Genomic DNA, 13,859 nt, shown 5'->3' on the forward strand with positions numbered 1-13,859 from the left:
CCCTCCCTCTCCTGAAAGGGTCGTCCACCCTATTTGCCGGGGTCTTCTCCCGCATCGACCTTCTGCATCATGGCCCTCCACGCCGCTTCGTCGGTGATAACGTAGCTGACGCCGTCGATCGTCTCCGTACTCGACGGGGCAAGCGCCGAATAGACGGTAAGATCGCCCGCAGACCGGTACGCCTGGGCAAGGCCGATGACATCGGTAACGGACATATCGGTGGTCACGCAGGAAGCGAGGCGCTGAACGATGGAGGGCATTTCGAGCGCGGGAGTCTGCAGAACCTGCTTCATGATGGCCGTGGCGACAAGCCGCTGGTTGTCGGCGCGCTGGAAGTCGCCGCGCGCGTACCCGTAGCGCTCGCGGGCGAACGCAAGCGCCTGCTCGCCGTCGAGCAGCTGGTATCCGGCGCTCAGCTGAATACCGGTGTTGCTGGCGCCCGTCTGGTCGTTGGACACGGGCACATCGACGTACACGCCGCCCAGGATATCGACCAGGCTCTCAAGCTCTTGGAAGTGAACTTCGGCGTAATGGGTGATGGGCACGCCGGCAAACTCGGAGGCGGCCTTCACCGCGCCGGCCACACCGCCGTACGCGTAAGCGGCGTTGATTTTCTGAGTGCCGTATCCGGAGATCTCGACCTTGGTGTCGCGCGGGATGGACACCATGGTGACCTTGCCTTCAGAGGGAACCGTGCGGGCCAGTATAAGCACGTCAGAACGCGACGCCGTATCGCCGCTGCGCGCATCGGACCCGATGAGCAGCGTGTAATACGCGTCGGTTTCACGGGGATTCGACGATGCGGCGGGAGCCTGCAGCGCCTCTCTGATCTCCATGGCCTCGTCGCTGTCCTTGATGGAGATGGCATCGTTCAAGGAGTTCAGGTACAGGGCCGCAGCCGCTCCGGCCCCCACGACGAGCACGAGAACGGCCACGAGGACGCCCAGCGCGACCTTACGGGCGCGCGACGCCTTCTTCTTGGGACGCCCGGCTCCGTACCGCGACCGATCGTAGCCTTGGACGCTCGGAACGCCACCCTCTCGCTGCTGGGGCATGACCACAGGACGAATGCCGGGTCGATGGTTGAATTCGGAGCGAGGCGCCCCCGCCGAAGGCATGCGACGATTAGAATCGGGCTGCTCGGGTAAGCGCGCATGCTTTCCGCGCCTCTCGTTGTTCTGTCCCACGCGTCCCCTCGCTTCTCTCGACCTGCGCAATGCTGAAAAGGCGCCGACCTCGTACACAACCGAAGTCGACTCCCCTATTTTATACGACCGGTCGGACAAACCCGGAAATTATACGCCTCGCCCGAAAACCGAAGAAGGGGACGAGGCGACGCGAAGCCGACCTTTCTCGAACATCGATGCAGCTCGATTGCCGATCAATCCCTATGAAAGCGCGGATCGAGCGCAACCCGATCAAGCTTGGCCATCACCACGTCCTCGACATCGAGGCACATCGCAACCTGCAGATCGTCTTGGAACGCCACGCGCTGGTAGCTTCCGCACGCATCGCAGGTCTGCAACCGGTGTGCCGCATCTCCGTCCAGGTGATGATAGTGCAGGTCGCCTTGATCTTGAGACCCGCACGAACCGCAGCGGATGCGCTCGAAATGCCATGCGGTTCCACAGGCCGAGCAGAACTGCAGGCGACCCGCGCCCTGAAGGGCTTCCGGGGCGCCCACATGCGACAAGCTTGCCGCGCCTCCGCATACCGGGCAGCGCAGAGGACGGGCGTGGTTGCCCTCCTTGGCATCGGTTGAAACCGCGTCCATCAGCCGCTCAGCCGTATTCTGAACATGGGTCCTCACCGCGAAGGCCAGCACCAGAACCGCGACGTCGAGTGCGCGGCCGAACGATTCTCTCGCAGCACCATCGCAGCGAACGGCCTCGACGAACCCACACGGATCGACTCCCGCCAGGGCAAGATCGGCGGCGCGGGAGAACCCGTCCCAGTCGATTCCGCCCAAAGCCCCGGATACCTCATCGGACAGGCCGGCCCGTCCGATGAGGTGCGTAGAAATCCGACGGCAGGTTTCGGCGAAGGCGGGCGCCTCGATAGTCGCGGGATAAAGCTGCAAAAGAGGGCGGCCCGACAGGTACGCCTCGTCGAATCCCTCGGATTCGACGAGAACAGCACCCGCCGCGCCCTCCAATTCGTCGCAGCGCTCCTGCTGCAACGCGAACAGGCCGCGGAAAAACTCGAGCCGCGCGGCATCGGAGGGTTCGGCGTCTTTCAGGTACGCTTGAATCGCCCGGTCTATTCTCTTCAGATCCATCCGTCTGGTCCTTCCATGGCAGCCGCCCTCGAACGAACGCGCTCGAGGGCGGCTGCGATCACGCGGAAACGTCGCTTACCGGGAGGCCTTTTCCAGGCTCCCTTTAATCTCGCCCGGCTTCTTATCGTCGTCGGCAACCTCGTACTCGATGACGTTTCCGCCCTCTTCTATCTCTTCACGAGCCCAGAAACCCCAGTGATACAGGGCGTCGGACTCTTTCACGCGCCCGTTGCCGAACATCAGCGAAACCAGGCCGCGATACGGCTGGAACACGCCGGCGCCCAGATAGGCATGCGCGATCACGAAGATCACCATCAACAGGAAGAACAGCTGATGAACGAAGCGCATCGCGATCAGCAGCTGCGGGTCGGCGCGAAACGCGCTGGTTCCCAGCCACAGGATCATGCCCGATACCGCCATCGCCAGCGAACTGATGATCAGCATGCCGTCGGCGAAACGCTGGCCCGACTTGACTTCGTCCTGGTCGGGCATATGCACTCGTTTCGGCCCCAGCATGTAGGGGACGAACTTCAAAACGAACTCCACGTCTTCTTTCGTCCACGCCGTGATGTACTTCTTCCACAGGCGCACGACGCCCTTGGGCGCCAGAACGGCGCTCACAAGGGGGGCGATCACAAGCACCGCGCCCACCACGCGGTGGGAGAAGCGGAAGAACTGGGTGAGGTCGGATCCGATCGCGGCCCCGGCACCGGGGATCATGACGAACAGACCCGTGATCGACAGCCACAGGATCGAGAACACCACGATCCCGTGCGTAATCCGCGTCTGGAGGGAATGCCTTTGAATCTCGCGTTTGACTGCCATTAGCGCTCCCCCGCTTCCTTGTCGATATGCTTGACGACCTCGCCGGTATCGACGTCGATAACGTCGTGGGACACCTCGTCGTAGCGCTGCTCGTCGCGATGGTACCCGATGCCGGTCGCAAACGACAGACCCAGTCCCGCCACGACGCCCGCAGCGCCCACCGCCGTTAGCGTCTTCATAAGGTTCTCGGTTTCGATCATGCCGTGAACCTGCGGGTTCTCGGGCAGCTGATAGCGATCGAGACCGCGCTGCAGCACGTGGATGATGTGCGTGCCGCCCGCCTCTTCGGCGCCGTACACCGACGCGTCGACATAGCCGCGCTCTTTGAGCCTGGCGACCTTCTCGTAGGCCTTCGCCAGCATCTCCTCGCGCGTGCCGAACTGAAGGGCCCCGGGCTGGCACGTGGACACGCAGGCCGGCTTGCGCCCGTTCGCCACGCGATCGGAGCACATGGTGCACTTGTTCACCTTGATGCCCATGCCGTCAAGCCCTACGCCGGTGTGGCGCGGGATGTCGAAGGGACAGGCCGAGCGACAGTACTGGCACCCGATACACTTGTCGTCGTCGACGACCACGAACCCATGCTCGTCATGCGACAGACACCCGGTCGGGCACACCTCGACGCAGCCCGCATCCGTGCAGTGCATGCACGAGCGGCGACCGAACGTCCAATCCACACCCCAGCGCTTGCCGTTGTCGGCCTCGTTGAAGGTGATGATCATGCGCGTGGTGTCGTTGACGTCGGCGGGGTTTTGCAGAGAACCGCTCCACTCCTGGGAGTTCTTCACCAAGGGGGAGGGAAGCTCGTTCCACACCTTGCAGGCCACCTGGCAGCCCTTGCATGCGGTGCAGACGGACGAATCGTACAGCATTGCCATTTCAGTCATGTCTCCCCCTCCCCTATGCCTTCTCGACGTCCACGAGGAACGCCTTGTATTCCGGGATGTAGCTGTTCGGATCGCCCACGTTCGGCGTGAGGTCGTTGACCACGTCACCCGTTGAGTAGATGTTCGCCCAACCCCAGTGGTGGAGCATGCCGATCTGGTGCACCGTCTCGCCGTTGATGATGAACGGGCGGATGCGCTTGGTCACCATCGCATGGACGTTCACCGAACCGCGGTTGTTGAATACGCGAACCGCATCTCCGTTCTCGATGCCCTTTTCAGCCGCCAGCTCGGGCGAGATCTCGATGAACTGCTTGGGGGCGATTTCGTCGAGAGCGGGGCAGGCGCGGGTCTGCCCGCCGGACTGCCAATGCTCGGTGATGGAGTACGTGGTGGCCACGATCGGGTACTGCGAGCGATCGCCCTTGTTCACCGACTGGTTCTCGGCGAAGCGGATCATGGGCGAATGCTCGGCGCCGTTCATCACGTTGCGCGTCGGCGACTCGAAGGGCTCGTAGTGCTCGGGCAAAGGCGCGTCCTTCATGCCGGTGGTGATGAGGTTGCCTGCGCCCTCCCACTTCATGATGAACGCCTTGGAGTCCGGTGCGACCGGGACCATCGTGCCGTCGGCGCCCTTCTTCTCGAAGGTGAAGTCGGGGGTGTCGTAGTGACCCCATTTCTTGCCGTCCCACCACACGAGCTTCTTCTTCTCGTTCCAAGGCCTGCCGCTGGGATCGGCCGAGCAGCGGTTGTACAGGTGACGGCGATTGTTAGGCCAGGCAAACGCCCAGTTGGGATAAACGCCCAGGTTGCCGGGATCCTCGTGGCTTCGCCGACCCGTGGGTTGGGCGCTGGGGTTCATCTTCTCGGCATCGTTGTTGTAGAAGCCCGAGTAGATCCACATGCCGATGGCTGTGGAGCCGTCCGCCTTCAGGTCGCCGTATCCGGACAAAAGCCTGCCCGTCTTGGCATCGTAGCCGTTGAGGGCCCAGGCAACCGGACGCGGGTCGATCTTGCCGTTGATGTAGTAATCCCACTGCGCGTTCAGAATGGGCTCCGGGCACACGCCGCCCTCGGTTCTGTACAACTCGCAGATGCGCGTGCGCAGCATATCGACGATCTCGTAGTCGGGCTTCGCGTCGCCCACCGGATCGACCGCCTTGTAGCGCTGCTGCAACCAGCGACCCGAATTCAAGATGGTACCCGCCTTCTCGTAGATCAGCGCTGCGGGAAGAAAGTAGCACTCGGTGTCGATCTTGGAGGCGTCCATGTCGGGGGCCTTCCAAAACGTCGCCGTCTCGGTATGGGACCAGTCGGCGACCACCAGCCAATCCAGATTGCACATCGCGTTGCGGACGAACTTCGTGTTGGCGTCGGAATGAGCGGGATTCTGGCCCCAGGCGAAGTACCCCTTCATGATGCCTTGGTCCATCAACTCGAACGTACCGGTGGTGGTGAAGGTCTCGCCGTTTTCGGGCACCTTGGGCAGCCAGTCGTAACCGTAGTCGTTGTCGGCGGTGGCGTGTTCGCCGAAGAACTCCTTCAGGAAAGACACCATGAACTTGGGCTTGTTGGTGTAGTAGCCCGCCGCGTAGGTTTCGTGCTCGCACCAAGCACGCAGGCTGGGGCTTTCCTCGACATGGGGCCAATGCAGATACCCCGGAAGATCGAACACGGTCATGCCCATGTCGGTGGCTCCCTGAACGTTGGGCTCGCCGCGCAGGGCGTTCAGGCCGCCGCCGGGATTGCCCACGTTGCCCAGCAGAAGCTGGATCATGGCCATCATGCGCGTATTCTGAGCGCCGTAGTGGTGCTGCGTTTGCCCCAACGCGTAAAGGATGGTGCCCGTCTTGTCGGCGGCGCTGGTCGAGCAGTACAGATCGTAGACCTCCTTCAGGGTCTCTCGGTCCATGCCGCACACCTCGCACACCTTCTCCAGCGTATAGCGGGAGTAGTGCTTCTTCATGATCTGATACACGCAGTTCGGATCCTGAAGCGTCTCGTCTTTTTTGGGAACCTTGACCTTCGGCGTGGTGAACGAGGGAACGCCCTCGCCCTTCACCCAAGCATACGCCCCGCCCTCGGAGGTATCCCACTCGGTGGTCGATTCAACCTGGTATCCCCAGGTAGTGGTATCGTATGCGCGCTTTTCCTTATCGAAGCCGCTGAACAGGCCCGTTTCGACATCGAAGTTGAAATCGGGGTTGATCAGGTAGCTCATGTTGGAATACGCCATGACGAACTCGCGATGCCACAGATCGTTCTCGATCATGTAGTTGATCATGCCGCCGTAAAAGACGATATCGGTGCCCGAGCGGATGGGGCAGTAGATATCCGCTTTCGCAGCCGTGCGCGTGAAACGGGGATCGACCACGATCCATTTCGCGCCCTTGTCCAGCGCGCGCTGCGTCCATTTCGAGCTGATCGGATGATTCTCAAGATTGTTCGAACCGCAGGACAAGATGACGTCCGTGTTCTTGAAGTCGCAATAATGACCCGTCATAGAGCCGCGACCGAATGTGGGTGCCAGACCGACAACCGTGGAGCTATGTCAAACGCGTGCCTGGTTGTCGATGGCCACGAGGCCGAGCGTGCGCATGGCCTTCAAGATGAGGAACTGCTCCTCTGAGTTCTGCTGAGAGCCGCCCATCGAGCCAATGGCCGGGGTGTAGTTCACCGTCACGCCATTATGCTCGGTGATGAAAGACTCGTCGCGGGTTTTCTTCACATGAGCGGCGATCTCATCCATCGCCTGATCCCACGTGATGTCTTCCCACTTAGACGAGCCGGCGCGTCGAACCTGGGGCTTGGTCACGCGGTTGGGGTTGCGGATGGTTTTTCCCGTCGCCGGATCAACCACGTTGCGCAGCTGGAACATCGCCGCGCCTTTGGGACACAGAGCCCCCTCGTTGATGACGTGGTCGGGATCTCCCTCCAGACCCACCAGCTCGCCGTCGCGCACCGAGCAGATGACTCCGCAACCGCCCGAACAATAGCAGCAGATGTTGGTGTACTCCTCGGTGTTCACCAGCTTCCAGTCGTCCTTGACGGCGTTGAACGCGAACGCCTCGGACTGACGCGAGAGCTCGTAGGCGAACGACCCGGCTGCCGCCAGGCCCGTCGCCTTGAGGAACCCCCTTCTTGTAATGCTCATACGCACTCCTCTCTCGTAATCGCGGATCGCGTGCGATCTGCCCACTCCTGCATGCGATCTGCGCCGAACCCCCGGTCCCACGGTTCTCCCACGCATACGAATCGGAACCGCGAAACCCATGCCCTTCGCGAAAACCACCCTACCGTCCGTCAAGGTGCCCTCTGAACGCAGCTAACGCTGCGTTCCCCCTTCGAACTTCCTTCGCGAAACGCAGCAGCGTCGCACTGCGCAACCGCCTTCCGATCTTGGGGAAGCGCACGAAAAGAGCGCGAACGCAGAAAAACCGCGCCCGCTTGCCTCAAATCGGACGATGCGTCCCCAATACCTGCGATTATGTTAACTTCAAGGAGAAGAGCGACCTTGGTAACGCACAAGTAACGGTGGGGTTGAAGCGAGGCAGAGAGGCCCACCGCCCGCGCACCCTCGTCGGTATAGAATGTTTGATCAGGTCGTAATCATTCTTTAGCAAGCATCATCAGTTTCTATCGAGCCCTCCAGACAGGTATTGTCGACACCTCTTTGGTCAAATCAGTGTTACGTATACACTACTTCTTCACAATCAAGTTAACGTGTCGTCATAGTTCGATGGAAATTGGCATAGCGGACCTTGAAGTGCCAGGTCGATTGCATCACATCGTATAGGACGCCACCTTTTTCAACGTCGCTCCCTCGCTCAGTGCCGCGAAGCGCAAACGGGCACCGCTGCCGCTCCCTCCCGTGCAAGGGGACAACAGCAAGTCGCCACCCGATGTCCGGACCGCCTGTTTGGTACAATGGGTCGAAGGAGGCGCCTATGGATCCCAACAACCTGTGGCTCGGCGTCGCCCTCATCATGGGCGTCATCGAAGCGGGAACGATCAGCATCATCACCGTGTGGTTCGTCGTCGGGGCCTTGGCCGCCTACGTGGTCTCGTGGTTCGGGGCCAATCAGGTCGTCCAAGCGCTCGTTTTCGCAGCCATCTCGATTGCATGCCTGCTTGCGTTCAGGCCCCTGGTCCTGAAGCACCTGGCATCGAAGAAGGCATCCGACCCTACCCCGGTCGGGCAATGCGCCTTGGTTACCGAGAGCATCGACGCCGCATCTCACACCGGGCGTGTTGAAACGCCCGACCGCATGTCGTGGTCCGCCGATTCCTGCGACGGATCGACCATCCCCGCCGGCACCAAGGTGCGCATCGTCGAACAGCGCAGCATCAGGCTCGTCGTTCAACCCGAAGGGGCAGACGGATCCTAGGCTTCGTGCGGCCAAGCGCCGCCTGTCGCGCTCTCGATCGATACATCGCAACCCAGAGAAAGGTTTTTCATGGAACTCGTGGTCGTCCTCATCGCATTGCTCGTATTCTTCTCGATCACCTGCATCAAGGTGGTTCCCCAGGCCGAGCGCGTGGTCATCGAGCGTCTCGGCTCGTACTTGACCACCTGGGATAACGGCCTGCATGTCAAGATCCCCTTCATCGATCGCATCCGCGCGCACGTCAGCGTCAAAGAGCAGGTGGCCGACTTCCCTCCCCAGCCCGTCATCACCAAGGACAACGTGACCATGTCCATCGACTCGGTCATCTACTTCAAAGTTATGGACCCGCGCCTTTTCTGCTACGGTGTGGAGAACCCCATGGTCGCAATCGAGAACCTCACCGCCACGACGCTGCGCAACATCATAGGCGACCTAGATCTGGACACCACGCTCGTGTCGCGCGATACCATAAACGCCCAGATGCGCTCCATCCTCGACGAGGCCACCGATGCCTGGGGAATCAAGGTCAACCGTGTCGAGGTGAAAAACATCACGCCGCCGGCCGCCATCCAGCAGGCCATGGAAAAGCAGATGAAAGCCGAACGCGAGAAACGCGAGGCCGTCCTGCTTGCCGAAGGCCAGAAACAAAGCGACATCACCATCGCAGAGGGCAACAAGCGGGCGAAGATCCTTGCCGCCGAAGCCGACAAGGAAGCCATCATCCTCGCTGCGGAAGCCGAGAAAGAGCGTCAGATTCGCGAAGCCGAGGGTCAGGCGGAGGCCATCCGCAGCGTGCAGCAGGCAACCGCCGCCGGCATCGCCATGGTGCGAGAAGCCGGAGCCGACCATGCAGTGCTCACCCTGCAGTCCTTCGAGGCACTCAAAGAAGTGTCCAAGGGTCAGGCCACGAAACTCATCATCCCCTCCGATATCCAGGGAATAGCCGGCTTGGCCGCCTCCCTTAAGGAAGTTGTGTCGGAGAAGGGTAACGATCAGGCATAACGCGCACACCCGTTTGATACGGGCGTATAATGTCTTGCAGGCAGTTTGAGAAGCGCCCCTCGTCGGGCGCTTCTTTTTGGAGTGAGCAGGGTAAAACCGACAGACCTTCGACCCTGCCCGCATCATCTGCGCATAACGCGGGAGAGGCGCGTAGCGGGATCGAACGAGATGGGGCTATGGGAAAGAAGACGGATGTTACGGCAAGCGGGCAATCGGTCACGCGCCGCACGCTACACTACTTCATGAGAGTGACGGCGAACCGCAAAGGCGTGTTCGCAGCCGCCATCTTGGTATCGGTGGGCTACTCGCTGTTCCTCAGCTACGGAAACCCCTACCTCATGGGGCGCATCGTCGATCTGGTCAGCGTCGAGCGCGTCGCCTCCGATCAGGTTCTACCCACGTTCGGCCCTTTGGTGGCCGCGCTCATCCTCACCAATTTACTCGGACAGATCTGCAGCAAGCTGCAGGACTATATGAACTGGAAGCTGCAGATCGGAGCGGCGTACGACCTTGCCCGCCTGTGCTTTGACACCCTGTCGAACCAATCGATGACCTTCCATACGAACCGCTTCGGGGGAAGTCTCGTGGCGCAAACCTCAAAGTTCATAGGCGGATATCGGGATCTGTGCCGATCGTTGCTTTTCAGCATCGTTCCCACGTGCGCCAGCGTGTTCTTCACCATGACGATCCTTGGCAGCGTGGTGCCCGCCTACGCCGCCGTGCTGGGAGCGCTGCTCGTTGTCTACCTCGCAGCCGCCTACCTCATGTACAAGCGGGTGCTTCCCCTGAACGCCGGCGCCGCAAGCGCCCAAAGCCGCCTTTCGGGCGAGCTCTCCGACAGCGTCACCAATATCCTGGCCGTGAAGACCTGCGGGCGCGAAGGGTTCGAGCGGCAGCTGTTCGATGTCGCAAACGAACATGCGCGCAAGGCGGAATCGGCCCGCATGCGCGCCAGCATGAACCGCGGCGTGGTCACGGCAGGCATCATCGTGATCATCATGGCCACCGCTTCGATATTCACCGCAGGCGGAAACGCCTGGTTCAACATCACACCCGGCAACCTCATCATGATGTTCACCTACACCTACACGCTCACCCAACAGTTCAACTTCATCAACATCGTGTTCCAGAATGTAAACGGAGCCCTCGGCGACGCCCACGACATGACCGTCATCCTGGACGAGCCCAAGTTGGTGCAAGACGCTCCCCACGCGCGGTCTCTCGTCGTGCGAGAAGGCGCGATCGACATCGACGACCTCACCTTCTCGTACGCAGACGGACAAGAAGGCGGATTCGCACTCGACCATTTCGACCTGCACATCCCCGCAGGTCAACGTGTTGGCCTCGTCGGACGAAGCGGATCGGGAAAAACCACGCTCACCAGCCTGCTCCTTCGCCTCGCCGATATCCAGTCGGGAAGCATACGCATCGACGGCCAGGATATCAGCCAAGTCAAGCAGGTCAGCCTGCGCAGTCAGATCGGCTACGTTCCGCAAGAACCGCTGCTGTTCCACCGCACCATACGCGAGAACATCGCCTATGGGCGCCCTGATGCAACCGACAAGGAAATCTGGGCCGCCGCGCGCGACGCCAACGCGCTGGAATTCATCGAGAAGCTTCCCGCGGGCATGGACACGCAAACCGGCGAGCGCGGCGTGAAGCTTTCGGGTGGTCAGCGCCAGCGCATCGCCATCGCACGGGCCATCCTCGCCAACTGCCCCATCCTCGTGCTTGACGAAGCGACCAGCGCACTTGACTCTGAAAGCGAGCATCTGGTACAAGATGCGCTGAACAACCTGATGAGGGGGCGCACCTGCATCGTTGTGGCGCATCGCCTGTCAACCGTGGCGTCACTGGACCGCATCGTCGTGATGAGTGAAGGGCGCGTGGTCGAGGACGGCACGCACGACCAGCTAACCGCAGACGACGGGATCTACGCGAAACTCTGGGACCGCCAAACCGGATCGTTCCTCGAATCGTAGCCGAATCGTAGCGCTGCGCGCGGTGAAAAACGCACAGGCAGCCGCCCGAAGACGGCCCCCTGAAACATGCGGCGGTGCGCGGCGGTCGATCTCGGCCTGCCGCGCACCGCATCCGCCAACCGAAAAGCCGACGAGAAACCCCCTTAGGCCCTCGAAGCCCGGTATTCTTCCACCAGCTTCGCAGAGACGTTGGCCGGAGCTTGCTCGTAGCCCTCGACAACGATGGAGTACTCGCCCGCACCGTGGGATAAAGCACGCAGGTCGCGCGTGTAACCGATCACTTCGGCGTAGGGCACGCGCACGATGATGACGGTATCGCCCGCATCGTTGGAGTCGGTGCCCACGATACGGCCGCGACGCGTGGAAACATCGCCCATAACCGCACCGGCGTACTCTTCGGGAACGCACACTTCAAGCGAGGCCATCGGCTCGAGCAGCACCATACCGGCTTGCTCACACGCCGCCCGAAAACCGATGCGCGCAGCGGTTTTGAACGCCATCTCGTTCGAGTCGACCGAGTGGTAGCTGCCATCGTACACGGCGCATTTCACATCGACCACCGGATAGCCCGCCAAAACGCCTTCTTCCATGGCATCGCGCACGCCCTTGTCGACCGCGGGAATGTACGAACGGGGAATCTTGCCGCCCACGATCTCGTCGATGAACTCGTATCCGGCGCCGGAGTTGGGCTCGAGGCGCAGCCAGCAATCGCCGAACTGACCCGACCCGCCCGTTTGCTTCTTATGACGGCCTTGGGCCCGAGCCGTTTTCGTAATGGTCTCGCGATACGGAATGCGCACGGCAACCAAGCGCGCTTCCACCTTCGCCTGCTCCTTAAGGCGAATCATCAGCGTATTGACCTGCTCATCCCCCATAGCGGTGACAACGGTCTGATGGGTCTCCTCGTTGCGCTCGATACGCAGGGTCGGATCGTTTTCGGCTGCGCGGGCGAGGAAGGCTCCCAGCTTGTCCTCTTCCTTTTTATTGACGGCTTCGATAGCTACCGGGTACTGGGGTTCGGGCAGGGGAAGCGGGGCCACTTCAAGCGTGCCGGTAACCGACAGGGTGTCTCCCAGACGCGTATCGACCAGCTTTGGGATAACGATGATGTCACCGGCCTTGGCGCTTTTCACGTCAACCGCCTCTTTGCCCATCATCACGTACAGATGCCCGATGCGCTCGCGCTTGCCCGTACGCACGTTCATCAGCTCTTGGCCGGGCTCAAGCACGCCTGAGAGCACCTTCACGTAGCTGAGGCGCCCGACGAACGGGTCGGCTACCGTCTTGAACACGAAACCGGCGGGCTGACCGAGTTCGTCTATGTGCATATCGGCTCCGTCGGCCAAGGAAAACGCCCCGTGGTCGCGCGGGTGCGGGAAATAGGTGCAGATGTCTTCCATCACGCCCTTGATGCCCTGCTCGATGATGGTGGAACCGACGAATACCGGAATGATCATCTCCTGGGTGATGGCCTTGCTCAGAAGAGACTCGAGCTCTTCCTGCGTAAGGCGGTCCTCCCCTTCCAGATACTTCATCATCAGCTCGTCATCGGCTTCGGCAACCAGATCGCACAGCTTGTCACGCGCATTTTCCGCTGCATCGACGTACTCGGCGGGAATATCCTCGACGCGCTCGGCGCCGCCGTCCTTGTCGAAATAACGGGCCTTCATGCGCAGGATATCAACGACCCCGGCAAAGTCTTTGTCGACTCCGATGGGAATGGCGACCGCTCCCAAACGAGAACCGAAGCGCGCATGCAGCTGGGCCATCGAGATGTCGAAATCGGCATTCTCGCGATCGATGTGATTGATGAACACGGCTCGCGACAGGCGGAGGTTTTCTGCTTCGTGCCAGAGCTTGGTGGTCATGACCTGCGGGCCTGTCACGGCATCGACCACGAACAAGGCCGTTTCCGCTGCGTTCATGGTCGCGATGGTGTCTCCCACGAAGTCGGGATGTCCCGAGGTGTCCAGCAGGTTTATCTTGTAATCCTTATAGGGAACAGGGGCGATGGAGGTGCTGATCGTAAATTTGCGCCGGATCTCTTCCGCGTCGTAGTCGAGGTAAGATTTCCCGTCGTGAGTCGTTCCCATGCGAGGCGTTCGACCCGAGACGTGCAGCATCGCCTCAGCGAGCGATGTTTTGCCGGCGCCGTCTTGGCCGACCAGCACGATGTTTCTGACGTGTTCGGTAGCAGGAGCTGCCATATTGACCACCAACTTTCCTGTTGAGCGGCCGCGCCGATCGGCACCATTTCCGAGGGGCACGCACCGCAATCGAGCCAATACCCAACGAAGACGAATCAAAAACGCAAAAACTCACAGGAAAGAGTATAGCGCCGCAACCGCGATGCGCACAAGGAAGCAGGCACCTTGCTTGAATCGGCGATGCGCATCGAGGCGCACCTCCTGTCCCCAACCGCGGAGCGCGCAGCCGAACTGTCGGGCGCATGAACGTTTGCGCAGCAAGTTACCGGATATCAACAGCGCATAACGAAACG

The 13,859-nt window shown here is 61.1% G+C and carries 9 protein-coding genes; 3 read left to right on the forward strand and 6 right to left on the reverse strand.

The features are described 5' to 3' along the window. Window positions 1-29 precede the first annotated feature (29 nt). From EIH26_RS07315 to EIH26_RS07335, 5 genes are all read right to left on the reverse strand, one after another. Complete coding sequence (locus EIH26_RS07315; protein WP_241152809.1) at window positions 30-1,187, reverse strand: LCP family protein; 1,158 nt, start codon at window positions 1,185-1,187, stop codon at window positions 30-32. Window positions 1,188-1,381: 194 nt separating this feature from the next. Next, window positions 1,382-2,278 (reverse strand): formate dehydrogenase accessory protein FdhE, encoded by an 897-nt coding sequence (locus EIH26_RS07320; protein ID WP_124061549.1) that lies wholly within the window; start codon window positions 2,276-2,278, stop codon window positions 1,382-1,384. A gap of 75 nt (window positions 2,279-2,353) precedes the next feature. After that, the gene (locus tag EIH26_RS07325; protein ID WP_124061550.1) at window positions 2,354-3,103 is read right to left on the reverse strand and encodes a cytochrome b/b6 domain-containing protein; all 750 of its coding nucleotides are present in this window, start codon (window positions 3,101-3,103) and stop codon (window positions 2,354-2,356) included. Next, on the reverse strand, window positions 3,103-3,990 hold the full coding sequence (locus tag EIH26_RS07330) for a 4Fe-4S dicluster domain-containing protein (RefSeq protein ID WP_124061551.1): 888 nt from the start codon (window positions 3,988-3,990) through the stop codon (window positions 3,103-3,105). The genes EIH26_RS07325 and EIH26_RS07330 overlap by 1 nt, the downstream gene beginning before the upstream one ends. A gap of 13 nt (window positions 3,991-4,003) precedes the next feature. Further along, on the reverse strand, window positions 4,004-7,141 hold the full coding sequence (locus EIH26_RS07335) for a molybdopterin-dependent oxidoreductase (RefSeq protein ID WP_164471020.1): 3,138 nt from the start codon (window positions 7,139-7,141) through the stop codon (window positions 4,004-4,006). 793 nt (window positions 7,142-7,934) lie between these two features. On the opposite strand from EIH26_RS07335, the gene EIH26_RS07345 reads away from it, so the two are divergent. From EIH26_RS07345 to EIH26_RS07355, 3 genes are all read left to right on the forward strand, one after another. Further along, window positions 7,935-8,375 carry an NfeD family protein gene (locus tag EIH26_RS07345; RefSeq protein ID WP_124061554.1) on the forward strand — a complete coding sequence of 147 codons (441 nt, stop codon included), beginning with the start codon at window positions 7,935-7,937 and terminating at the stop codon, window positions 8,373-8,375. Window positions 8,376-8,444: 69 nt separating this feature from the next. After that, a complete protein-coding gene (locus EIH26_RS07350) occupies window positions 8,445-9,377 on the forward strand; it encodes an SPFH domain-containing protein (protein WP_124061555.1) in 933 nt (310 codons plus the stop codon). Window positions 9,378-9,553: 176 nt separating this feature from the next. Further along, entirely contained in the window at window positions 9,554-11,359 is a 1,806-nt protein-coding gene (locus tag EIH26_RS07355) for an ABC transporter ATP-binding protein (protein ID WP_124061556.1), read from the forward strand. Between the two features lie 143 nt (window positions 11,360-11,502). On the opposite strand, the gene EIH26_RS07360 is transcribed toward EIH26_RS07355, so the two are convergent. Further along, a complete protein-coding gene (locus tag EIH26_RS07360) occupies window positions 11,503-13,566 on the reverse strand; it encodes a translation factor GTPase family protein (protein WP_164471021.1) in 2,064 nt (687 codons plus the stop codon). Between the last annotated feature and the right edge of the window lie 293 nt (window positions 13,567-13,859).

Origin of the sequence: Gordonibacter sp. Marseille-P4307, from assembly GCF_900604965.1 — a bacterium.
In the GTDB taxonomy this organism is placed as follows: Bacteria; Actinomycetota; Coriobacteriia; order Coriobacteriales; family Eggerthellaceae; genus Berryella.

What these genes read in the sequence shown, in the direction of transcription:
- EIH26_RS07320 (WP_124061549.1), bottom strand. Translation starts at nt 2,278, where the DNA reads ATGGATCTGAAGAGAATAGACCGGGCGATTCAAGCGTACCTGAAAGAC.
- EIH26_RS07325 (WP_124061550.1), bottom strand. Translation starts at nt 3,103, where the DNA reads ATGGCAGTCAAACGCGAGATTCAAAGGCATTCCCTCCAGACGCGGATT.
- EIH26_RS07330 (WP_124061551.1), bottom strand. Translation starts at nt 3,990, where the DNA reads ATGACTGAAATGGCAATGCTGTACGATTCGTCCGTCTGCACCGCATGC.
- EIH26_RS07345 (WP_124061554.1), top strand. Translation starts at nt 7,935, where the DNA reads ATGGATCCCAACAACCTGTGGCTCGGCGTCGCCCTCATCATGGGCGTC.
- EIH26_RS07350 (WP_124061555.1), top strand. Translation starts at nt 8,445, where the DNA reads ATGGAACTCGTGGTCGTCCTCATCGCATTGCTCGTATTCTTCTCGATC.
- EIH26_RS07355 (WP_124061556.1), top strand. Translation starts at nt 9,554, where the DNA reads ATGGGAAAGAAGACGGATGTTACGGCAAGCGGGCAATCGGTCACGCGC.
- EIH26_RS07360 (WP_164471021.1), bottom strand. Translation starts at nt 13,566, where the DNA reads ATGGCAGCTCCTGCTACCGAACACGTCAGAAACATCGTGCTGGTCGGC.